Genomic DNA, 22,868 nt, shown 5'->3' with positions numbered 1-22,868 from the left:
GCTTACTAACTTTTTCTCATTGTGCTGGTTTCTGCCGAAGGCATTATTTGACGTAAACGCCCCCAAACCACTTCGGGAGAGAGCTCATACCAACATGGAGGGTAGTCAAATTTTTCGCCCAAAACCTCATACCGACAGTGCTTTCGCATACAAGGCGCGCAGTGGTAACTGGAACTAAGCGAGGCTTGTTGCGCGCCATATATTCCAGTGAGAGAGGGATTAGTCGGCCCATACAAGGCAATTGTCGGTTTAGCCAGCGCCGCCGCCAAGTGGCCCAATCCTGTATCAACCGTGACAATAGCTTGAGCCCTAGCGATGTGCTCAGCGATCCCTTTTAACGGCATTCGCGGCAATACACGCACGCCAGCGGAAACTTCCAGGCGTTCCGCCCGGGCCTTTTCTTCGTTGTTCCCCCATGCGGCCCACACACTATAACCAGCCTCCCGGCACCGCAGAGCCAGATCACTCCAGAAAGATTCAGGCCAGTGCTTGGTGAACCATGTCGTGCCATGAAGAAACATAACCGTTGGCCCCGTCTCTTCAGATTCAGCAGCATCTATCCTGAGTCCGTAATCCGGGGGACCGCTTTTCGCATAACCGAGCCCTTGTGCGAATAGTTCACGGGTCCTTTCCACCGCATGCATTTGCCTGGCGACCGAGTAGCGCCGCTGATAGAACGCGCTGGCAAGTGGCTCTCTCACTGATGTGCGGTCAAAACCAACGACTTCTGCGCCAACCTTTTTGGCGATTAAGGCGCTTTTCAACAAACCTTGGGCATCTATAACAAGGTCATAATCTGATTTAAGTTTTTCGCCAAAGCCCGCCCACTCGCCAGATTTCAACGCCTCATAGGGATTTTTACGCCAGCGCCGCAGTGCAACTGAAATGACTTTGTTCACAGCCGGATGCCACGTAGGAATTTCTGCGAATGCTTCCTCAATCACCCAGTCCAATTGTAAGCCCGGTATGTTCATCGCAGCCTCTGTAACGGCTGGCAGCGTATGCACGACATCTCCCAGAGAAGACATTTTCACCAGTAGAACTTTAGGCAATGGGCGCAACTCCCTGGCTGTCGGAACCACAAGGTAACTTATCCAACGCAGAAATGACCTGATGCGCAGGCAACTGTTTCAGACAGTTGTAATGTCCCAAAGGGCAAGTGCGCTCAAAACAGGGACTGCAGTCCAGCCCCAAACGCACAATTTGCTTGTGCTCAGTAAGCGGTGGCGTAAAGTCTGGAGAGGTCGAACCGTAAACAGCGACCAGTGGACTCCCCAACGCCGCAGCGACGTGCATCAGGCCTGAATCGTTACTAACGACGCGAGAGGTTAAAGACAATAGCGCTACGGCTTCCTGCAGAGTCGTCAAGCCAGCAAAGTTCATAACGCCGACAGAGCCAGAGGCCGTCGCTATTTCTTCGCAAACAGGCTTATCATTAGTGGAACCAAACAACCAGACGCGCCACCCTTTTTGCAGATAATGACGCGCAACACCGGCATAATGCTCAGCAGGCCACTGCTTTGCAGCGCCAAACTCAGCGCCGGGACATAGTCCCAAAATAGGCGTCCCACCCGCTTCCACTGCGTATTTAGCGCAAACATCCGCGGTAAGCTGTTCATTGGGCCTCAATTCCGGGTTGGGTATGCGGCTTAAGTCAGCTTCTCCGTTTTCAAAGGCAAGCGCCACAAAGCGCTCGACCATAAGCGGAAACTGCTCTTTATCAAGCTTACGAATGTCATTTAGTAGACCATAACGCATTTCTCCCCGCCAACCAGTTCGCCTTGGTATGCTTGCAAACCAGGGAATTAATGCGGATTTCAATGAGTTAGGAAGAACGATGGACCAACCATAATCTTTCGCCTTTAATGACGCAGCCAGTTCACGTCGCGCCTTGAGCATCAACTTGCCGTGACCTACCGGCATATCGATGGCCTCTCTCACTTCAGGCATAGCTTCAAGAATGGGGCGGCTCCAACCTGGAGCAAGGACATCTATCTGTGCGTTTGGATAGAGGCGCACAAGCACTTTAAATAGGCTTTGCGCCATCACCATATCGCCAACCCAAGAGGGCCCGATAATAAGAATATTCAAGGGCTGGCGCCTCTTACATGGAAATGAACTAAAACTTAGGCGACGGGCGTCAGCCAGTGCTTGAACTCTTCGTTACGTCCTTTGACTACGTCGAAATACAGGGACTGCAGTCTTTCAGTAATCGGTCCACGCTGACCAGCGCCAATGGGACGTCCATCCAGCTCTCTAATCGGCGTGACCTCCGCCGCAGTGCCAGTGAAAAAGGCTTCATCAGCAATATAGACTTCATCGCGAGTGATACGCTTCTCCACCAGCTTATAGCCCAAATGCTCCGCCAAGTGAAAAATCGTGTTACGAGTGATGCCGTTGAGGCAAGAGGTCAACTCTGGGGTGTAAATAACGCCATCGCGGATGACAAAGATATTTTCACCGGAACCTTCCGCCACATAACCTTCCGGATCAAGCAGTAGCGCCTCATCACATCCGCACGCTAACGCTTCGTTCAAAGCAAGCATTGAGTTGATGTAGTGGCCGTTCGCTTTAGCACGGGTCATAGAAATGTTCACGTGGTGACGGGTATAAGAGCTGGTGCGCACCTTGATGCCTTTTTGCAACGACTCCTCTCCCAAGTACGCCCCCCATTCCCAAGCGGCGACGATCACATGCACGCTCAGATTATTGGCGCGTAGCCCCATGCCTTCAGAGCCGTAGAACGCCATGGGCCGCATATAAGCTGAGTTCAGGTTATTCTCGCGCACGGCCTGACGCTGCGCCTCATTAAGCTCATCCTTAGAAAAGGGCAGCTTCATGTTCATGATATGAGCGGAATCAAACAACCTGTCGGTATGCTCCTGCAAACGAAAAATCGCAGCGCCATCAGGAGTCTGGTATGCGCGAACGCCTTCGAACACACCCATGCCGTAATGCAGCGTATGTGTTAACACATGCACATTGGCGTCACGCCAAGGCGTCATTTTGCCGTCGAACCAGATCAAACCGTCACGATCAGCCATGGACATAGCAGTCAACTCCTTCGGGGCCCAAAGCCACACATTCTTAAACTGTAACCCGACTTTAACGTCGGAAGAGTATTGATTAGTAGAGGAGGAACCGAGTCACTCCACAAATACTTTTTCCCAAAACGCCACAACCCAACGACGCTCTTCCAACAGTTCGTCAGCTTGTATCCGCGCGGGAAGATTCTGAAGCGCCAGTCTATGGCCGCGGGCGCGAAGCAAGCGATAGATATCACAAAGCTTATCCGCGTCTTCAGGAGTGAAAATACCGGCCTCACCCAAGGCCTCCAGTATCCTGATGTTGTCGCTCCAGACAATAATCTGTGGATACTCATTCGCCCAGCGCAAAGCTGCATATTGAACCATAAATTCTATATCAACGATACCGCCCCTATCGTGCTTGAGATCGAAATAAGGCGGGCTTCCTGATGAATCAGATTTGGTTCCGAGTGAGGCGCTCATTTTCTCTCTCATCTCGATCACTTCTGCGCGCAGTTTCACTGGATCACGAGGTTGCGTAAGAATGCCTTTTCTTACTTTTTCAAACTCTGTTCGAATACTGGGACATCCCGCTACCGCTCTCGAGCGGACTAGAGCCTGGTGCTCCCATGTCCACGCACTTTTTTCCTGATATTGCTGAAACGCGCTGACAGAGCTGACCAGCAATCCCGAGTTTCCAGAAGGCCGCAGCCGCATATCCACTTCATATATATCTCCAGATGCAGTTTTCGTCGTCAGCAGATGGATAATCCTCTGCCCAAGGCGAGTGAAAAAAACTTGATTGGCGATACCGGCCTCACCGTTAGTATTTAAATCTCCTGAAGCGCCATGCAGGAACACTAGATCCAAATCCGAGCCGTAGCTCATTTCAATGCCACCGAGCTTTCCATAGCCAATAACAGCAAATCGCATATCATTTGGCGCAGCTTCCTCGTAGCCTGGCTCGCCGTATTTCTTCACCATCGTTTCCCAAGCCTCATCCAGCACCTGTTCAACAATAGTTTCGGCGATAAAAGTCAGGTAATCACTCACCTTCATCAGGGGCAGAGTTTCACGCAGATCTGAGGCAGCCACTCGCAATACGTGAGCCTTTTTGAAGTACCTCAGCGCTTCCATTTGCTCTTCCAGGTCATCATTGGGAATGCGCAGCATTTGCTGACGGAGCTCATCACGTAATACGGAAGTATCAGGCGGAGTGTAAAGGCTGCCAGAGTGCAATAACTCATCCAACAACAAGGGCGTAGTTGCAATTTGTGTCGCGATCCAGGCGCTTTCTGCAAACAGCCGAATAAGTTCGGTCAGCGCATTTGGGTTTTCATTCAGTAACGCCAAATAAGCGCTCCGCCGCAGAACGGCTTCAACTAACGCCAACAGTCTTCTGCTCGTTTCGTGCGAAGCTCTGCTTTGCGCCAAAGACTGAAGCAGATTGGGCATAAACTCGTCTAAGCGCTCTTTTCCCTGCAACTGCATATGTTGCACTCGGCTGCTCTGACGGAGCTGTTGCACGGACTCATAGATTTCCACCGCCTGCTCACATCCTGATTGCGACAATAAATCCTGGGCCTCATCCTGGGTTAATCGGCCAGCCCAAAGAGCTCGCCACTCGACCATATCTGGACGCGCTAAAGGAGCCTCCTTGCGCTCAGCAATAATGTCGGCGAAATGCTCCGATACGCAGTCTCTGAGTTTATCCAATTGAGCCCGACACTCCCCCCAACCCGGGAACCCCATTGCCACAGCGACCCGCTCCCTACCCTCTTCGTCCTTGGGTATCTCCTGGGTCTGCTTATCTTCAAGCCCTTGAATGGCATGCTCTAAGTTACGTAGAAAAATATAGGCTTCCCGCAATTCAGTCGCTGCGACGACAGGCAAAAGCCCTTCATCTTCAAGGCGCCCAAGTGTCGACAACAAATTCCGCCGCTGTAGCCTGACATCTCTGCCACCACGCATCAGCTGAAACACTTGAACGATAAACTCAATCTCCCTGATCCCCCCTCGACCTACCTTGATATTTCCATCCTGACCTTTACGCTGGACTTCCCTTTCAATCATTTCCTTCATCGCTCTCAGGGCTTGCACTGCGCCAAAGTCGATATATTTGCGATAAACGAAAGGCTTAAGCGAGGTTAGCAGCTCTTCTCCAGCTTCAATATCGCCTGCAACAGCCCGAGCTTTGATCATCGCATAGCGTTCCCAATCCCGGCCTTGTTCCTGATAATAGGCTTCCATAGCCGCAAAGCTGAGGGCCAGGGCGCCGCTCTGCCCATATGGCCTCAACCTCATATCAACCCTAAACACAAAGCCATCGGCCGTCGTTTTATCTAACGCCTGTATTAACCTCTGCCCTAATCGAGTAAAAAACGCCTGATTATCCAGGGAGCGGGGCCCACCTTGCGTCTCACCTCTCTCTGGAAAAGTAAATATCAAATCAATATCCGATGATACATTGAGCTCGTTCGCTCCTAGTTTGCCCATGGCGAGAACAACCAGTTGCTGCTTATCGCCAGCCACTGAACGAGGCTCACCAAACTGCTGACTTAAATCACGATAAAGCCAGCTCAAAGCCTCATCAATACAAGTTTCTGCAAGCCATGAAACCTCTCTGGCCGTGATTTGATAGTCCACTAAGCACACCAAGTCTCGCCATATAATTCGAAACATCATTCGTCGACGAAACTGCCTTAATATTCGAAGCAAGTCATCTTCCTTGTGAGCCTCTGTCAACTCTTCGATCAATAACGTCTGGAAATCTACAAGTTGATAATCTTCTTGATATTGCGAAGACTGCAAGAAACTGAGAACCAGCTCAGGCTCTCTAAGAATGATTAGCGCAAGGAAGTCACTAACAGCAAAAGCACGAAGAATATCGGGATAGAAAGGAGAAAACGCGCCGAATGCCTCGGCAGGCAAATCAGCAAGCTCTTCCCAGTACTTCTGAATCGTTGGATGAATTGCCGATGGATATAAATTTAGCTCGCTTGGCGCAGCCATTAGTCTGTGCTCCTTTTAACTATCACGCATTGTGACAGGATAGCACGCACCAACAACTATTTAGATGATTTAAGAGGCAGGAAAACAGAACATGCAAGCACAGAAAATTTGGGGGGTAACTACCCGGTAGATTTATTTGCTAGCGCCCTGGTTACTAGCACTCCAATCTTACCTGCGGCAGTGGAAGTTTCTAAAAACTCATTGAAATCCGAATTTTTAGAGTGCTTATACCAGTTTACAACAGCCAACGTTTCTCCATTAACCAATTCACCCAACCTCTGAAAATCGATACCTTCAAACATGTTAGAAGCTGCAACAGATATAGCGGTGATTGCTCCGACATATTCTTCCCAGCCAGTTAACTTCGAGCTTGAGTTGCCCTTTAACTTAGCAAGCTTTCTAATTAACTCAGCCATAAGCACATCGTCATGCTCCAGTTGAGCATAAGGATCATTATTAGAGAGACTTAGAAGCCCATACCCCTTGGAAGCCTTTGTATCGTCGCTAACCCAACATGGAGCCATTTCAACAATCTCCTCAGCAACATCAAACAGAAGCCCAAACTCTCCATTTTTATATTCAATCTCAATCTCTGCAAGAGGGGTATACTCAACACCTGACGTCACTTTACCAACATCAAGCACCAACTCCACTTCAGCCCCTTCGCGAGCAATATTCCATGTCAAGCGTTCAAATGTTGTTGTAAATATTGGGATTAGCGACGCAAGATTGACCCCGCTTAAAGCATCAATATCTTGTAACTTTTCTAAGTCTAAACTTTCTGAATTTATAGGCCAGTTCCACTCATTTCTTGAGTGAAGGCCCGCAACACTTCCTCCTTTTGCCTTCAGCGTTTGCTCCCACCTAGAACCCGCATTACGTATTCGAAGCCCAGTTCTCAATGCTTTAAGCCGCAAATCTGGCGTATCAAAGTAAATATTACGCAAAACAGCCTTATATTCTGGCGAGCCAAATGTATTCTTCAGGGTAGATAGCACAGCATGATGCTTGCTTGAGGGGAACATAAGTTTTAACTCAATTTCTTTCATAACCTGAAGCTCAGTAAAAACAAAATATTTTTAATATCTGCATAAAAATAAGACACAAAAAAACCGGCCGAAGCCGGTTCTTATATTTTCTAATCAGCTAAACGCTAGAATTAGAAAGTGTAAGTTGCGCCGATTGCGAACTCTTCAGTGTCAGTGTCTGCAGAGCCTTTAGTCTCAACAGAACCGTTAGTGTACTCAACGTATGCATACATGTTATCAGAGATGTTATGCAGCGCCTGCAGATAGAACTTATCTGCTTCAGCGTCAGCATCATTCTCATATGCTTGATAGCCCGCAGCAAACTGAGAAGCTCCCATTGCATAGATAGCGATCAAACCATAACCGTCAGCTTCACTAGCCTTCACATCTGCGCCGCCAACTGAGTCAGCTGAGCGAGTTTCGTACTGAAGACCCAAGGTCAGATCACCCAAGAACACACGGCCACCTAAGCCAATGCTATCGCCAGTGTCGACACCATCTTCCTCGCGGCCCATTGCATAGCCAAAGATAGCCTCAAACATGTCGGTCTTAAATTTGGCGGCCAGTGCAGCTGCGTGAGATTTGTCGCTATTTACAACAGGGATAGTAACACCAACAGTCAGACCACCAGCGATTACTGGTGACACATACTGGAAGTTGTCGCCTTCAGCAACACCGCCAAAAGCACCAGTGGTGTGGTTGTAAGAAGCCATTTCACCGGAAATGCCAACAGCTTCAGAGATGTCGATTACATCCCACCACTCGTACACTGTGTCATCAGAACCGATTTGAGCTGAACCGAAGTCGCCTTTTACACCGATGTAGGCTTCATCAAGGTCAAAGCCATTTCCACCACCAGCGCTCTTATCATCTGCATCAAAATCCCACTCAGCTTTCAAAAAGCCAGTCAGACCAGGAGCAATTTCGTGCTCATGCTTAACACCTAGAGTAGAGCCATTATCAATAAACTCGTTGGTAGTGGTTTCAGTGCTACCAGTTTCTGCAGAAGTGTGGACGTACGCCAGCTGAATGTTACCGTAAAAGGTAGGCATGTTCGCCATGGAATCAGCAGCGAAAGCTGTAGAAGAAATCGTTGCAGCGGCAACAGCTGAAGCGATCAAAGTCTTTTTCATTTCGTCTTCCTTTTGTGTGTTAAATCAACTTCTTTCGAAGATTGATGGTTAAAAGCCACATTTTTCTTTATATAGGCAAAAAAATTTTCGCCAATTTATAGTTCGTGATTATGTCAACTTAATGACATTTTTCAATCCGATGTTTTGTCTATATCAAAGCCTCCTTTTTCGCCGTACCCCATCAGTTTTTAAATGTTGATAGACTTTCGCAAATCAGGCCTCTTCACAGAGGTCCACATTTCTTCACTGAAGGTCAGCCAAAAAGGCTTAAATTCCCACTCTATCAACAACTTACCATCAAAGCCTTGACAGTTCTTTTTGCAGAGAGGCAAAAAATCCTTACAAACAACGGGTTATATAACTTTCCTAAACAAGAAAATTAATAATCATATGTAATACAACGTTGTCGTTTTTGCAACCAAAAAGTGCCTATATGGCATTTTTTTTTGTAACAAAAATTCTACTTTCAAGCCTTACAAAGGCAGGGGGAGCTTCCCCTAAAAAAATAAAAACTTTTTATAATCAGGCAGTTAAATAGACAGAATTACACGTTCTTTAATCGCCCAATATTCATGCAACTTTCTTTACCTAAAAATACGTACATAAAAGCGCACCAGTACTATAACAAAGGAAATATATTATTGGGCCATGCATCCCATAGTGGATTTCCGAAACTCAACAAACCCACAGTCTCTCGGTTTTGCAGAGCGGGCCCTCAAGCATAAACCCTTTAAATTTCAATACTGCTTTACTCTACACGCAACGAAAACGTTGTTGGTCCAACATTGGCCAGCGTTACCTCCATGTCCGCACCAAACCGCCCGGTCTGAACATTACGTACTGCTTTTGAAGCCTTATCTACAAAGTAGTCGTAAAGCCTCTCGCCTAATTCAGGCGAAGCTGCTGAAGAAAAACTTGGCCTCATTCCTTTTTTTGTATCGGCCGCCAACGTGAACTGCGATACGACCAATAATTCCCCGCCTATATCTTTAAGGCTTAGATTCATTTTGCCATTTTCATCAGCAAAAATTCGGTAGCCTACAATACGATCTAACAGTCTTTCCGCCAAACGCTCGCTATCATTTGGCTCAATCGCCAACAAAACGAGAATACCTTCGCTGATTGAGCCAGTTATCTCTCCGCCCACTTTCACGGAAGCATGCGCAACGCGTTGAATCAATCCGATCATTTATTACGCTCGCGCTTAATTCTTAAAGAACTGTTACAGCCTTTTTAAACATTTGCGGCATTAAAACTGCCTATTACTTAACTGTCAATAGGACTAGCCATTAAGTTTTGATACGCCACCAATTCTATCCGCCATAGCGCCGATAGATTTGATCAACGCATCAACCATTGCAGGATCTCTCACTGAATGGCCAGCGTCTCGAATGATATACAAGTCGCTTCCCGCCCAGTTTTGGTGCAAATCAAACGCTCTCGCCAATGGAGAGATGGCGTCATAGCGGCCATGAACAATGATGCCCGGGATGTCTTTGAAGTGAGAGTCTGAGCTTGCCGGTCTATCGGTCAGCTCCTGGTAGAACTTGCAGCCTAATTTCGCCAAGGCAATAGCCTGATGAGGGTGAGTCAGTCTATCCACCAAGTCCTGACAGGGATGCAGGGTGGAGATTTTCGCCACCCATGCGGCCCACTGTTTTGCGGCCTGTATCTGAAGCAACTCATTCGATCCATTCAGATACTTTGAGAAATAGCTAAGCACTTCCGCAAAGTTTTCCCGCGGACAATCCTTCATTACTTCATGCCAAGTATCAGGAAACATTTTGGGCGCCCCTTCCACTAGCACCCATGAGATGCCCGCCTCATCAGCGACAAAGAACCCCGAAATCACCACTCCTAATACAGCCTCGGGGTGGGCGCCGGCATATTGTTGCGACAGGAAGCCACCCCACCCCATTCCAATCAACATCCATTTATCGATGCCCAGGTGCTGTCTAACCCGCTCAATATCCTGGATAAGAATATCTGGACGGTTATGAGCAGTCTCCGCCAATGGCGTAGATTTACCACAGCCTCTCTGGTCGATCATGATGATGCGGAAGCGCTCAGAGTCCAGCAGGCGTCGGCAGAATGGGTCTGAGCCGTATCCTGGCCCGTCATGCACAAACAATACTGGCAGCCCGTCTTTATTGCCGGACTCCTCAATATAAATTGTGTGAAGATTATCTACAGGAAGGAAGTGTTCTTTATGAGGCTTTAGTTCTGGGTATAAGGTGAGCATTCGGCTTTTCCAGCATTGTCCTTTAACTCGAAAGAACTATAGCACTCTGCGGAAAAGCCGAAAACTTTCTAGATCACTTTATCCAACTACTTTTGGATTTTAGTCCTTAGCACGGTCAGCGCGCTTACGCTCATGCTCCTTCAGCAACTTCTTGCGAATCCTGATATTGCTGGGCGTCACCTCAACCAGTTCATCGTCTTCAACAAACTCTAACGCCTGCTCCAGAGAGAAACGAATTGGCGGAGTCAGCAGAATATTTTCGTCCGTACCAGCTGCGCGAATATTGGTCAGCTGCTTGGCTTTGGTTGGATTAACAACCAAATCGTTATCTCTGCTATGTAAACCGATAATCATGCCTTCGTAGACTTCGATATTGGGGTCTACGAACAGACGACCGCGATCCTGCAGGTTGAATAGCGCGTACGCCAATACTTTACCCGCCACGTTGGAGATAAGAACGCCATTGTTACGCTCAACGTTCACGCCTTCTTTCACAGGACCATAATGATCGAAGATATGGGTCAGGATGCCTGTGCCTGAGGTCATGGTGAGGAACTGAGAACGGAAGCCGATCAAGCCGCGAGAAGGCACAACAAATTCTAGACGCGTGCGTCCTTTGCCATCTGGAATCATGTTAACCAGCTCACCACGGCGCAGGCCCATTACCTCCATGATCGATCCCTGGTGTTCATCTTCCACATCGATGATAACCTGCTCGTAAGGCTCAACTTTCTGCCCGTCAATTTCTCTCACGATAACTTCTGGACGGGAAACGCCTAATTCAAAGCCTTCGCGACGCATGGTTTCGATCAATACGGACAAGTGCAACTCGCCGCGACCGGATACGATGAATTTGTCAGGAGTATCGCCTTGCTCTACACGCAACGCTACGTTGTACAGCAACTCTTTCTCCAGACGCTCTTTGATATTTCTACTGGTGACGTACTTGCCTTCTTTACCAGCGAATGGAGAGTCGTTAACCTGAAATGTCATGCTGACTGTCGGCTCGTCCACGATCAACGCTGGCAGCGCTTCTGGGCGCTCAGGGCTACATAACGTATCGGAGATATTCAGCTCATCCAGACCTGTAATACAGATAATGTCCCCAGCTTCCGCTTCAGGCACATCCACACGCTGCAGGCCGTGATAGCCCATTACTGTCAATACACGACCATTACGTTTGCCGCCATCACGATCAACCACGACAACGGGCGTATTGGTTTTTACTTTACCGCGCGAAACGCGTCCGATTCCGATTACGCCAACGTAGCTGTTGTAATCGAGGGCGCTGATCTGCATTTGGAAGGGACCATTAACATCGACAGACGGCGCAGGCACCTTATCAACTACCATTTCAAACAGAGGCGTCATGTCTTGTTGCAACGCATCTGGCTCAAGCCCTGCGATGCCATTCAACGCAGAAGCGTAAATAACAGGGAAATCCAGCTGCTCTTCTGTCGCGCCCAGGCGGTCAAAAAGATCCATCACTTCACCGACGACCCAATCAGGGCGAGCGCCAGGGCGATCCACTTTATTGACGACAACAATAGGCTTCAGCCCACGAGCAAAGGCTTTTTGAGTAACGAAACGAGTTTGTGGCATCGGGCCATCAACTGCATCGACGAGCAAGAGGACAGAGTCAACCATAGACAAAACACGTTCAACTTCGCCGCCGAAGTCAGCGTGTCCAGGTGTGTCTACGATATTAATTCGGTAATCATTCCACTTGATGGCGGTATTTTTCGCCAATATAGTAATGCCGCGTTCACGTTCCTGATCATTGGAGTCCATAACGCGTTCAGCGTCCATGTCCTTGCGGCCTAAGGTGCCCGACTGCTGAAGGAGTTTGTCGACCAGTGTGGTTTTACCGTGGTCAACGTGGGCAATAATAGCAATATTTCTTAATTTCTCGATCACAAAAAACACCTGCAAAATAAACAGTCATGGGCTGAGGGCGCGACATTATAGCTGACGCCTGAATCTTTTTTATACATCTTTATACACCCTCCCGAAAATTTATCTATCCTTAGCCTGATACCAAAATGGTGCACGACGCACCAAAAGCGCCCGAGAGCTCATTTTCGCGCACCAATCTGGTGCGCCACCATGAAGAACTTAATCGAGCCATTCCAAATGGTTTTTTCAAACCCTTTTAAAAACAACTTGTTACAAGTCAAAAATCTATTGGCAAATAAATTGCTAATCAGGAAAACCAGAAGCAACTGACCATGAGGCGTGATAGTATTTTTGCGCTCGTTAGACTTCCCGGAACGCTCTCCCCTCCACGGGTCTGTTTCATGGTGGCGAGGATACACTACTGCAGTGTTTCGGTTTCACCTCAACATAAATAAAATCTTACGGAGTAACTGGAATGTCAGAGAAAACTCTGAATCTTATTAAAGAGCACGAAGTTAAATGGGTTGACATGCGCTTTACCGACACCAAGGGTAAAGAGCAGCACGTGACTATCCCTGCTAGCGAAATCTCTCCGGAATTCTTTCAAGAAGGCAAAATGTTTGACGGTTCCTCCATCGCTGGTTGGAAAGGCATCAACGAATCAGACATGATCCTGCTGGCGGACGATGAAACAGCGGTCATTGACCCGTTCACAGAAGAAACTACTCTGAACCTGACTTGTAACATCATCGAACCCACCACCATGCAGGGTTACAATCGCGACCCACGCTCTATCGCCCAGCGCGCGGAAGAGTACCTGAAGTCCACAGGCATTGCGGACACTGTACTGTTCGGACCAGAGCCTGAGTTCTTCATTTTCGACAGCGTAAAATGGAAGTCCGACATCAACGGCGCCATGTACGAAATCTACTCTGAAGAAGCCGCCTGGGTATCTGGCGACGACTTCGAGAAAAACAACGTTGGTCACCGTCCCGGCGTAAAAGGCGGCTACTTCCCTGTACCTCCGGTCGACTCTCTGCATGACCTGCGCGGCGCGATGTGCGCAGCGATGGAATCCATGGGCTTGACCATCGAAGTACACCACCACGAAGTAGGCACCGCAGGTCAGTGTGAAATCGGCGTTGGCGCCAATACCCTGACCCGTAAAGCGGACGAAGTGCAAATTCTGAAGTACTGCGTACACAACGTAGCGCATGCTTACGGCAAGACCGCAACCTTTATGCCCAAGCCTTTGGTTGGCGATAACGGTTCTGGCATGCACTGTCACCAGTCCCTGTCCAAAGACGGCAAAAACATCTTCTCCGGCGACGGCTATGCAGGCCTGAGCGACACGGCTTTGTACTATATCGGCGGCATCATCAAGCACGCTCGCGTACTGAACGCTTTCACCAACCCTTCCACCAACGCATATAAGCGTCTGGTTCCTGGTTTTGAAGCGCCGGTTATGCTGGCTTACTCTGCACGTAACCGTTCTGCGTCCATCCGTATTCCTTTCGTGACCAACCCGAAAGCGCGCCGGATCGAAGTTCGCTTCCCAGACCCATCCGCCAACCCTTACCTGGCGTTCGCGGCCATGTTGATGGCTGGCCTGGACGGCATCCAGAACAAGATCCACCCTGGCGACGCGATGGACAAGGATCTGTACGATCTGCCAAAAGAAGAAGCCATGAACATCCCAACTGTTTGTAGCTCTTTATCACAGGCTCTGGATTACGCAGAAAAAGACTTCGAGTTCCTGACTAAAGGCGACGTGTTCACTAAAGACATGATCGAAGCTTATATTGAGTTGAAGCGTAAAGAGGTAGAGCGTCTGGACATGACTACTCACCCGGTCGAATTCGAGATGTACTACTCTGTATAATCCGCTGCGTAGTTAACTACGACAGACTCGAAAACCCCGCGCTCTGCGGGGTTTTTTTTGGTTCCGCTTCTGCTACAGTTCAAGTAATTGGTCAATTGGGTTGAAGTTATGAAATCTCGGTTCGCTTATATCCTTCTTTCTTCTGCGCTTTTTTCTTCTTACTCAGGTCTGGTTTGCGCTGAAATCTATCGCTGGGTCGACGCACAAGGCAACGTGGAATATTCAGACCAGGAGAGAGAGGGGGCGGAGAAAGTCGAGGTCGGCCCAACCGCAACGATAACCATGCCGAAGATGTCGAATACTCCGCTTAGCAGCGGTGATGAGCCAGAGCCCGCACCGTCAAGCTATTACGCAACGCTGAACATTACATTTCCCAGCAATGACAGCGCTTTTCATTCCGGCAATGGCGACCTGACAGTCTTATTCACATCAGATCCCACCCTCTACCCCAATCACAGCTACCGTGTATCACTTGACGGAGCCCCAGTGGGAACAACCAAGGATAACTTCCTAGAACTGAAAGGCGTCAATCGGGGAACTCATTCCGTTTCTCTTGATGTCATTGACAATTCAGGGGTTGTTCAGAGCGCGACGCCAGTGCAGTTCACCATTCATCGTCCTAGCGTTAAAAACTAATCCGACACAACGCACCAAAATAGCGCATAATCAAAATATAGCGCATCCACTTTGTGCATGACGCGCCATGATCACGCACATCGCCGCAGACTTACGTTCCGCCCAAGCCCGCTTCTGGAGCGCTTCCTAAGGGCACAGCTCACATTTGGGCTATCCGCCCCACGCCTGTGCAGAGAACCCGGTAATTCGCACCGCTTTACCGCAGTTCTGGTTTGGATATTGCATTCACAATGCAAAAATAGGTCAACATTATGCTACCCATCGTTTTTCAGACTCGCTTACTCGAAAATCTGACCACTTCCGTGCTGGTCATTGACCCCCAGCAGCGGATTGCATTCAGTAATTCATCCGCCGAAGTGTTGCTGGAAACCAGTGAGCAAAGAGCCCATGGGGCCACCATCAAGGATTTATTAATAGAAGGCAGCTCCACGTTGACCGGACTGGAAGAGTGCCTGCGCACAGGCCAGACCTACACCCAAAGAGAGGCGGAGTTTCTATTGCCCTCCGGGAGCCGTCTTCTGGTTGATTACACAGTCTCTCCCGTGCATATCGTCAATGATGTCTACGTCATCATGGAGATTCAACCTCGTGATCGGCTTTTACGCATCAGTCGGGAGGAAGAGCTACTCTCCAAGCAGGAGACCTCCCGCATATTGATTCGCGGGCTCGCCCATGAAATCAAAAATCCTTTAGGCGGCATCCGTGGGGCGGCGCAGCTTTTGGACAAAGAACTAAAGGAAGAAGGTCTGCATGACTACACCCGCATCATCATCGATGAGGCGGACAGGCTGCGCAATCTGGTTGACCGTATGCTTGGCCCCAATCGCAGCTTTAAACAGGAGCCGACCAATATCCATGAAGTGCTTGAACGGGTATACAGCCTCATCGAAGTAGAAAGCGCCGGCAAGATAAAGCTTATTCGTGATTACGATCCCAGCATCCCCGAATTCGCTGGCGACAAGGAGCAGCTGATTCAAGCCTTCCTCAATATATGTCGCAACGCCATGCAAGCCTTTGAGGACTACACGCCTCCCGGGTCTGGCGGCCCACAAATATTATTACGCACACGCCCTCTCAGGCAGTTCACGATCGGTCATACGCGACATCGTCTGGTGGTAAGAGTAGACGTCATCGACAACGGCCCCGGTATCCCATCCGAATTCCTGAATAACATTTTCTACCCAATGGTGAGTGGTCGCGCTCAGGGGACGGGTCTGGGGCTTTCCATAACACAAAGCATAATCGGACAACATAAAGGGCTGGTTGAGTGTGAAAGCCAGCCCGGCAGTACGAACTTCATCATATTTATTCCACTGGAGCCACTATCATGAGCGCATCACCCAACGTATGGATCATTGATGATGATCGTTCAATTCGATGGGTCTTAGAAAAAGCCCTGGAGCAGGCGCATCTGAATACCCGGTCATTTGAATCTGGAGACGGCGTACTGCATCGCCTGGAGCGGGAGCAACCGGATGCGATTATCAGCGACATTCGTATGCCTGGCATTGACGGACTAAGTCTGCTGGGACAGATTCACACCAGCTACCCGCACCTGCCTGTCATTATCATGACCGCGCATTCGGACCTGGATAGCGCAGTATCTTCCTATCAAAGCGGCGCTTTCGAATACCTCCCCAAGCCTTTTGATGTGGACGACGCCGTCTCTCTGGTTAAACGCGCCGTGGCTCATGCGCAGGAACAGATGGCCACCAGCCACGCTCCAGAGGGAAGCTCCTTAAGCCAGGACACGGAAATCATCGGCGAAGCCCCCGCCATGCAGGAAGTATTCAGAGCCATTGGCAGGCTTTCGCACAGCAATATCACAGTGTTAATCAACGGCGAATCCGGCACCGGTAAAGAGCTGGTTGCGCGCGCGTTGCATCAACACAGCCCCAGAGCCGGCAAACCTTTTATCGCTCTCAACATGGCGGCGATCCCCAAGGATCTGATCGAATCTGAGTTGTTCGGTCATGAAAAAGGCTCTTTTACCGGAGCTGGCGGACAGCGGCAGGGACGCTTCGAGCAGGCCAACGGCGGCGCGCTCTTTCTGGATGAGATCGGAGACATGCCGCCGGATACCCAGACGCGCCTACTGCGTGTGCTAGCAGACAGCGAATTCTATCGGGTCGGCGGCGCCACCCCCATCAAAGTGGACGTGCGCATTATCGCCGCCACGCATCAAAACCTGGAAAAGCTGGTGCAGGAGGGACGCTTTCGGGAAGACCTTTTTCACCGCCTGAACGTCATTCGAGTGCATCTGCCCAAGCTGAGCGAGCGCCGGGAAGATATCCCCAAACTCGCCGGGCATTTCCTGAAAAAAGCAGCGGAAGAGCTGAATGTCGAGCCCAAGGTGCTGAAAACCGAGGCGGAAGAGTACATGTGTTCGCTAGCGTGGCCTGGTAACGTCAGACAGTTGGAAAATACCTGTCGCTGGCTCACGGTGATGGCGTCTGGCCGGGAAATCCACGTTTCCGACCTCCCCCCGGAGCTGCAGGAACAATCCAACCACCGCAGCCCAACCCAGGATTGGCAGGAGTCACTGCGCACCTGGGCCGAACAGGAGCTGAAGAAAGGCAAAAGCGGACTGCTTGATACCGCAGTGCCCACTTTTGAGCGCATCATGATAGAAAGCGCATTAAAGCAAACGGCAGGAAGAAAACGCGACGCGGCGCTGTTACTTGGCTGGGGACGTAACACCCTAACCAGAAAAATCAAAGAACTCGGAATGGCGGGCCATGACGAGAGCGAAGACGACGACTAAGTCACTCACAAGTATCGGCAAAGACGAAACATCAGGGGCCATCGCGCCCCTGCTCCTGCGTTCTGCTAGATATTCGCCAGCGATTTCGGCCGCTCTATATAGAAGCCTTGCACATAATCAACGCCCAGCTTTTGCAGCATTTCCAATGACTCTTTGGTTTCTACCTGCGGAGCGATAATTTCACGTCCCAAGTAGTGCGCCATTTCCGTCATGGAACGAACCATCGTCTGATCATTTTGGTCTGTCGCCACGTCTTTAATAAAAGAGCCATCCACCTTGATCAGGTCCACGGGCAACTGCTTGAGGTACTGATAGGAGGCCATGGCCGTACCGAAATCACCCAGGCAAAAACGGCAGCCATATTCCTGCAGCTCCACGATAAATTCAGAGACATCGCAGAGATTCGAGATCGCCGCCGCTTCCGTGATTTCGAAGCACATTTTGTCCATAGGGCAGTCGTATTTGGTCAACCGCTCAAAGATAAACTCCAATAATCCCTCATCATTCAGAGAGTGACCGGAGAGGTTAATGCTGACCCCGCCCATCGTTTCAATCTGCTGTCGATTCCTCGGCATCCAGTCCAGCATATGTCCAACCACCCAGCGATCCACCGCCTGCATCCGCTTGTAGGTTTCCGCTGCGCGAACAAAGTCTCCGGCCGGAATCAGGTTACCATTGTCGTCATATATACTGAGCAGTATCTCGTACTGGGCGCCCATCTTGGCGGCGGGGTGCAGCGGTATGATTTTCTGACAACGCAGCAGTACCCGCTCGTTCTCCAGTTCTTTACCCAGGCTCGCAACTTTTGAGGCAATTGCGTCTCGCCTGGCGATCAGGGCCTGATCGACATCAAACTCTTCAACGCGATTGCCGCCTTTGCTCTTGGCGCGACGAGCGGCTTCCTCAACAGCCTGCATCATATGAGGCACATCCAGCACGCCGCCACTGACCTCGACGTAACCGATACTCGCGGAGACAGAGAAGACGTTGCTTTCCCACTGTAGCTGATACTGGCGCAGCGCTGTGGTGATTTTCTCCACCGCCACAGTAGCCTCGCCTTCCACCAGCAACATGAATTCGTCGCCGCCAAACCGGCATACCAACGTCTTTGGCGTAAAGAGCGACTTCAATAAGCCGGCGATATCCTTTAACGCTTGATCGCCGGCCTCAATACCCGCGGATTCGTTGATCAGGCGGAACTGCCCAAGACTGACCAGCAACCCGACAAACTTATCGCCATCACTGGACTGGGAAAGTTTCACCAACGCCTGCCGCTCAAACTCCTTACGCTGGATCAGCCCCGTCAGCTCATCATGTGAGGACGCGTGGCTGAGCTGCTCATAAAGATCCTGAACCATAGCGTCCAGACCTTGATCCACCACTGGGGTATCCACCGACTCGTCCGGCGCGGCGATGCCTTTTTGTAAATAGGCGGCCAGCGTAAGCGCGTCCAGGTCAATCACCTTCATCCCCTGGTGGTTCACGAAAACATAACGGGAAAAGCTACGGCCAACCCAGACCAGACGTATAAACTCGGCCTCCTTCTCGTCTCGCTCCAGTCTCAGCCAATCGCCGACTTTCAGTTTTTGCGCCCGCATCAGCCAGCGCTGCAGACCCCTTTGCCTGGCTTCGCCCAACAATTGCACGCCGGGATCGCTGCTTTCTTCCCGATTATCCGGCATGGTCACCATTTCAGGTTCAGCTTCCACACTACGCACAAGGAAGCGTTTAAGCTCGTCACGGATATGTCCTGATGGCATGTGATTGGAGGAAATGGCAGAGAGGCCGTCCTGAATAATCCGCAGGAGTTCCGGCAAGTTGAATTCGAAACCAGGGTCGTCGCCGACATGGATCAGTGTATCCAAAACGCTCAAATAGTCATGCCAAGCCTGACTGGAGGGGCCTTGCCGAATATAGGTTAGCGACAGCAAATCCCGCCAGCCGCCATTCAGCAGCGTCGCTACCGCACGAGGCACCTTCTTGCCAGCGATGCGTTGCTCTATTTCGTCAATCACCGCTTGCTTGGCTTCCTCGACTTTCTGCTGTCCTTCCGCCGCGGCGGTGACTCTTTCCACATTCCGCCGATAGAGTAAATTCTGCCGCTCCAGCAATTCATCCAGTTCCGCCAGCGCTTCATCAAATACCCCCGGATCTCGTTCGTGATCCACCTGTATACGATGAATGAGCGTATTGATGCGCTCCAGGGCCGATTGACTGCTCCGCCCACCTTTGACGCCGATCTGCGCAATACGGTTAATGACCTTATGCGCGGTATTTTCATGCTGCTCAAGGAAATCAGGATTGCGCATCAGCAAGCGCAAAACCGGCAGCTCCAGCCCCTTGATTTGCATCTTGGCGATTCCACTAAGCTTCTGGTTTTTCAAAAGACTGGCGAAAAATCGATCCACCACATCCAGCGCTTTGTCCTGCTCCGTCCCAAAAGATTTCAAACCTGCTTCATTTTCCTGCAGCACACTGAACAAGCGTTCACGCAGCCCTGTCTCTTCAAGACTCACGCCCTCCCCAGGCGGAGCCTGTTGTACCGACTGCAGGTTGAACAATATTTCTTCATTGCGAAACTGAGGCGCTTCGGATGTTTTTGGAAATGGGGGCGCTTGCTGTTCTTTTTGCTTCAGCAAGGCGCGATTGCTTTCCAGAATTTCAAACAGCTTGTTCACCGCAGCGAAGCTGGTTTCCGCGTCCGCCAAGTAGCCGTGCATATCCCTTTCGCCCTGCGCTCCTGCCGGCGGAGGCGCTGCGGCTGGGCTAGTGACTGGCTTGGCAGGCTGTTTGGATTCCTCCTGGTTTGAGCCCATCAATTTTTGACGCAATTGCTCAGCGCGCTCTTTATCCTCCGCACTGAACGAGTCTTGTGTGCTCTCGGCTGGCGGTTTCTTTGCGATTTCCTCTTCCGCCGCCTTCTGTTCGCCCTCTGGAGTGCTTAAGTATTTCGACAAATCGAGATTGGGCAGCACCCCCCGCCGAACCAGGAGGTCATTAAGTTCCGCATATACAGGCCCGAGTTCAGCCAGCACAGTGCGCTCAAACACTCTCAGGCACAAGCGTTCCGCCGGCAGGGGTAAATGCAGTTGAATCAAGGTGTCACGCAAGGCGTAACATAAAAGCGGCGGCCCCACTGCGTTGTTATATCCCTTGTGGCAAACCACTCCGGCGGCGTCCAGGCGCATCTTCAACTGCACCAGAACAGCTCGGTACGTGGTTTCCGCTTTTGTGACCATGACTTTCAATGTGAGCCAGTCTTCAAACTCGGACTTATCTATTAATGATAAATCCGTGCGCTCTTCTTCTTTTTTAAAGGCGCTCTCCGCTCGGGGCGTCAGCGCTTGACCAAGATGTTTGAAAAACTGGCTGGAAAAGATTTCATTCTGCTTCGCCAGGGCAATTGCGGCGTCGGCAAGTTGAGAACGTTGGTTATCCGTAGGCGCAGTATTGATGGCCTCGTCGAAACTTTTCGGCAAGGCGCGCAGATAGGTATCGAACAGGGGCGTCAAATGTTGGTGAATAACCCGCTCGCACTGCCTCATCAACAGCGAAGCGGAATCCGTGGAGCTCTTGGGAGCCCCAGGCCCAATGTTTTCAGCGCCACATATACGCAGCAGGGCGGTCACCGCCGCCATATTACCTTCCGCGAAGCTTCCCCCCATCGCGCCGTCGATGGCTCTTACCACATTCACCTTCAGCGTATGGTTGCGATTCACGAAAGGATCGATAAAACTCACTTGTACGCGCTGACCGGCGGTAAAGCCGCTATGCTTGAGGCGTTGAGCCGTCTCAGCGGGATACGTGACATAAACGCCTTCCGGGCAGAAATCCGCAATTGTGCATGACAGGCCGCTCAGCCCCTTAAAGTCGAGAGATGCGCTCAACTGAATGGGGCGTCGTTGACTCGCACGCCGCTCCTGTTCTCTGCCACTGATTTCCGACATGGGTTTCTATAGGTTAAGTTAATTAACTAAGAAGGCGCCGGTCGCCGTTATCGCTCCGCCCGCATCAGAGCGCTATTACCAGTATAGACAGCCAATAAATTTTTGGAGAAAGAGTTCGCCGATGGCTTTACTAAAAAAAACCTTTCCTTTATCTCCAGTTATAAAACTTTTACCTCTGTTACTAATGGGGTTGCTGGTTCTGGGAGGTTGTCAATCTACGGGCTTTATGCTGCAGGCGATTCAGGGCCAGTGGGAGATTCTGCAGAAAAAGCGTCCTATTGAAGAGGTCGTGCAAGAAGACGCGACGCCCGCCAATCTCCGGGAGCGGCTTGAATATGTCATCCAGGTCAGAGAATTCGCCGCCAACTCCTTACACCTGCCTGTTGAGGAAGCGTATAGCGAATATGCTGATCTTGAGCGCCCCTATGTCGTTTGGAACGTTTTTGCCGCGCCTGAGTTTTCTATGCGCAGTAAAACCTGGTGTTATCCCATCGCAGGCTGCGTCGCCTACCAGGGTTACTTTGCCGAGCAGCCCGCCCATGAGGCCGCGGAAGCATTGGCGAGTGAAGCATTCGACACTCATGTAGGCGGAGTCCCGGCTTACTCAACCTTGGGCTGGTTCGACGACCCGGTCCTGAACACATTTATATGGTATGACCCAGTGGACTTAGCTGGGTTGCTTTTCCATGAACTGGCGCATCGCAGGTTGTATATAAAGGGAGACACCGCCTTTAATGAGAGCTGGGCGACCGCCGTCGAGCAGGAAGGAGTGCAGAGATATATCCAATACACTTCCGGCGCGCTCTCTCAGAATACTCCGCCACTGCTCAGCGCCTATTCTGCTGACGCCATTAACGCGCGCTACGCTGAACGCGCCCAGAGTCGGGAACAGTTTGTCGCCTTGGTGAAGCAAACTATTGGTGAACTGGAAGCGCTTTATGAAGAAGATATCTCTGCAGAAAACAAACGCGCCCGCAAAACGGAAATCATTGAGACATTACGCACCCGATACACAGAGCTGGCGCAACAACGCAAGATATCTTCAGGCTATGAACGCTGGTTCAACGCGCCCATCAACAACGCCAAGTTACTGACTGTCGCCAATTACCACCAATGGACGCCAGGGTTGCGTTACAAAATCCGCGAGCTGGGCGACCTCAATGCATTTTATCAGTGGTCGGAATCCTTGATGGACCTGAGTAAAGAGGAACGCATGGAGGTATTAAGAAAACTGAATGAACTGGCGCAGCCAAGCGTGGCCAGTTCATATGAGAGCGAGACAGATAAATAGAGGACAGCGAG

15 protein-coding genes are annotated in these 22,868 nt (G+C 50.4%); 5 read left to right on the top strand and 10 right to left on the bottom strand.

Features of this window, described 5'->3' with window-relative positions:
• Nucleotides 1-5 precede the first annotated feature (5 nt).
• The 9 genes from waaC to typA form a co-directional block, all read right to left on the bottom strand.
• Nucleotides 6-1,052, bottom strand: a complete 1,047-nt coding sequence (gene waaC, locus EUZ85_RS06900) for a lipopolysaccharide heptosyltransferase I (RefSeq protein WP_127968606.1) — start codon at nucleotides 1,050-1,052, stop codon at nucleotides 6-8.
• Entirely contained in the window at nucleotides 1,045-2,091 is a 1,047-nt protein-coding gene (waaF, locus tag EUZ85_RS06895; RefSeq protein WP_127968605.1) for a lipopolysaccharide heptosyltransferase II, read from the bottom strand. The genes waaC and waaF overlap by 8 nt, the downstream gene beginning before the upstream one ends.
• Nucleotides 2,092-2,126: 35 nt before the next feature.
• On the bottom strand, nucleotides 2,127-3,050 hold the full coding sequence (locus EUZ85_RS06890) for a branched-chain amino acid transaminase (protein ID WP_127968604.1): 924 nt from the start codon (nucleotides 3,048-3,050) through the stop codon (nucleotides 2,127-2,129).
• Between the two features lie 96 nt (nucleotides 3,051-3,146).
• Complete coding sequence (glnE, locus tag EUZ85_RS06885; protein WP_127968603.1) at nucleotides 3,147-6,038, bottom strand: bifunctional [glutamate--ammonia ligase]-adenylyl-L-tyrosine phosphorylase/[glutamate--ammonia-ligase] adenylyltransferase; 2,892 nt, start codon at nucleotides 6,036-6,038, stop codon at nucleotides 3,147-3,149.
• A gap of 119 nt (nucleotides 6,039-6,157) precedes the next feature.
• Nucleotides 6,158-7,087, bottom strand: a complete 930-nt coding sequence (locus tag EUZ85_RS06880; RefSeq protein ID WP_127968602.1) for a CYTH domain-containing protein — start codon at nucleotides 7,085-7,087, stop codon at nucleotides 6,158-6,160.
• 110 nt (nucleotides 7,088-7,197) lie between these two features.
• A complete protein-coding gene (locus tag EUZ85_RS06875; RefSeq protein WP_127968601.1) occupies nucleotides 7,198-8,199 on the bottom strand; it encodes a porin in 1,002 nt (333 codons plus the stop codon).
• Between the two features lie 748 nt (nucleotides 8,200-8,947).
• Nucleotides 8,948-9,388, bottom strand: a complete 441-nt coding sequence (dtd, locus tag EUZ85_RS06870) for a D-aminoacyl-tRNA deacylase (RefSeq protein ID WP_127968600.1) — start codon at nucleotides 9,386-9,388, stop codon at nucleotides 8,948-8,950.
• Nucleotides 9,389-9,481: 93 nt separating this feature from the next.
• Entirely contained in the window at nucleotides 9,482-10,441 is a 960-nt protein-coding gene (gene pip / locus EUZ85_RS06865) for a prolyl aminopeptidase (protein ID WP_127968599.1), read from the bottom strand.
• Between the two features lie 99 nt (nucleotides 10,442-10,540).
• Nucleotides 10,541-12,358, bottom strand: coding sequence for a translational GTPase TypA (gene typA / locus EUZ85_RS06860; protein WP_127968598.1), 1,818 nt, complete (start codon nucleotides 12,356-12,358; stop codon nucleotides 10,541-10,543).
• A gap of 454 nt (nucleotides 12,359-12,812) precedes the next feature.
• Between typA and glnA the strand changes: the two genes are divergently transcribed.
• From glnA to ntrC, 4 genes are all read left to right on the top strand, one after another.
• A complete protein-coding gene (gene glnA / locus EUZ85_RS06855; protein ID WP_127968597.1) occupies nucleotides 12,813-14,219 on the top strand; it encodes a glutamate--ammonia ligase in 1,407 nt (468 codons plus the stop codon).
• Between the two features lie 108 nt (nucleotides 14,220-14,327).
• A complete protein-coding gene (locus EUZ85_RS06850) occupies nucleotides 14,328-14,855 on the top strand; it encodes a DUF4124 domain-containing protein (protein ID WP_127968596.1) in 528 nt (175 codons plus the stop codon).
• Between the two features lie 251 nt (nucleotides 14,856-15,106).
• Nucleotides 15,107-16,186: a nitrogen regulation protein NR(II) gene (gene glnL / locus EUZ85_RS06845; RefSeq protein WP_127968595.1), complete on the top strand. Its 1,080-nt coding sequence runs from the start codon at nucleotides 15,107-15,109 to the stop codon at nucleotides 16,184-16,186.
• A complete protein-coding gene (gene ntrC, locus EUZ85_RS06840) occupies nucleotides 16,183-17,619 on the top strand; it encodes a nitrogen regulation protein NR(I) (RefSeq protein WP_127968594.1) in 1,437 nt (478 codons plus the stop codon). The genes glnL and ntrC overlap by 4 nt, the downstream gene beginning before the upstream one ends.
• A 65-nt stretch (nucleotides 17,620-17,684) precedes the next feature.
• Here the strand turns inward: ntrC and EUZ85_RS06835 are convergent, their stop codons facing one another.
• Complete coding sequence (locus tag EUZ85_RS06835; protein ID WP_127968593.1) at nucleotides 17,685-21,566, bottom strand: DUF1631 family protein; 3,882 nt, start codon at nucleotides 21,564-21,566, stop codon at nucleotides 17,685-17,687.
• A gap of 121 nt (nucleotides 21,567-21,687) precedes the next feature.
• Here EUZ85_RS06835 and EUZ85_RS06830 point away from each other — a divergent pair, with 121 nt between their 5' ends.
• Entirely contained in the window at nucleotides 21,688-22,857 is a 1,170-nt protein-coding gene (locus EUZ85_RS06830; protein ID WP_127968592.1) for an aminopeptidase, read from the top strand.
• The last annotated feature ends 11 nt before the right edge of the window (nucleotides 22,858-22,868 follow it).

Origin of the sequence: Hahella sp. KA22, from assembly GCF_004135205.1 — a bacterium.
Taxonomy (GTDB): domain Bacteria; phylum Pseudomonadota; class Gammaproteobacteria; order Pseudomonadales; family Oleiphilaceae; genus Hahella.
This window is presented reverse-complemented; position numbering and strand designations above follow the sequence as displayed.

What these genes read in the sequence shown, in the direction of transcription:
- EUZ85_RS06890 (WP_127968604.1), bottom strand. Translation starts at nt 3,050, where the DNA reads ATGTCCATGGCTGATCGTGACGGTTTGATCTGGTTCGACGGCAAAATG.
- glnE (WP_127968603.1), bottom strand. Translation starts at nt 6,038, where the DNA reads ATGGCTGCGCCAAGCGAGCTAAATTTATATCCATCGGCAATTCATCCA.
- EUZ85_RS06880 (WP_127968602.1), bottom strand. Translation starts at nt 7,087, where the DNA reads ATGAAAGAAATTGAGTTAAAACTTATGTTCCCCTCAAGCAAGCATCAT.
- EUZ85_RS06875 (WP_127968601.1), bottom strand. Translation starts at nt 8,199, where the DNA reads ATGAAAAAGACTTTGATCGCTTCAGCTGTTGCCGCTGCAACGATTTCT.
- dtd (WP_127968600.1), bottom strand. Translation starts at nt 9,388, where the DNA reads ATGATCGGATTGATTCAACGCGTTGCGCATGCTTCCGTGAAAGTGGGC.
- pip (WP_127968599.1), bottom strand. Translation starts at nt 10,441, where the DNA reads ATGCTCACCTTATACCCAGAACTAAAGCCTCATAAAGAACACTTCCTT.
- glnA (WP_127968597.1), top strand. Translation starts at nt 12,813, where the DNA reads ATGTCAGAGAAAACTCTGAATCTTATTAAAGAGCACGAAGTTAAATGG.
- EUZ85_RS06850 (WP_127968596.1), top strand. Translation starts at nt 14,328, where the DNA reads ATGAAATCTCGGTTCGCTTATATCCTTCTTTCTTCTGCGCTTTTTTCT.
- glnL (WP_127968595.1), top strand. Translation starts at nt 15,107, where the DNA reads ATGCTACCCATCGTTTTTCAGACTCGCTTACTCGAAAATCTGACCACT.
- ntrC (WP_127968594.1), top strand. Translation starts at nt 16,183, where the DNA reads ATGAGCGCATCACCCAACGTATGGATCATTGATGATGATCGTTCAATT.
- EUZ85_RS06835 (WP_127968593.1), bottom strand. Translation starts at nt 21,566, where the DNA reads ATGTCGGAAATCAGTGGCAGAGAACAGGAGCGGCGTGCGAGTCAACGA.
- EUZ85_RS06830 (WP_127968592.1), top strand. Translation starts at nt 21,688, where the DNA reads ATGGCTTTACTAAAAAAAACCTTTCCTTTATCTCCAGTTATAAAACTT.